At 63.1% G+C, this 347-nt stretch carries 1 protein-coding gene; it reads right to left on the reverse strand.

Translation table 11 applies throughout. The annotated features are described in order from the left end of the window. Positions 1-347: Gfo/Idh/MocA family protein (locus EE949_RS13375; protein ID WP_164666776.1), on the reverse strand; the 347-nt coding region annotated here is incomplete at both ends.

Raw genomic sequence — 347 nt, forward strand, 5'->3', positions numbered from 1 at the left:
AGCAGCCAGCGCAGCACGTCGAGTTCATGGATCAGCGTGTCGGTGATCGCCATGTCGGTCTTGTAGTTCTCGCCGACCCGCGGGTTGCGGTGCGCGCAGTGCAGCATCAACGGCTCGCCGATCTGGCCACTGTCGATCACCGCCTTGAGGGCGCGGTAGCCATGATCGTAAGGCCGCATGAAACCGACCTGCACCAGACGCCTGCCCCCTGCGATTTCGGCTTCGACGATGTGTCGGCAACCTGCCGCCGTGACCGCAAGCGGCTTTTCACAAAACACTGGCTTGCCCGCTGCGATGGCAGGCAGCACGTATTCTTCGTGGGTTGCGCCCCATGAGCAGACCAGCAC

The sequence above is a fragment of the Pseudomonas viridiflava genome (assembly GCF_900602065.1).
Taxonomy (GTDB): Bacteria; Pseudomonadota; Gammaproteobacteria; order Pseudomonadales; family Pseudomonadaceae; genus Aquipseudomonas.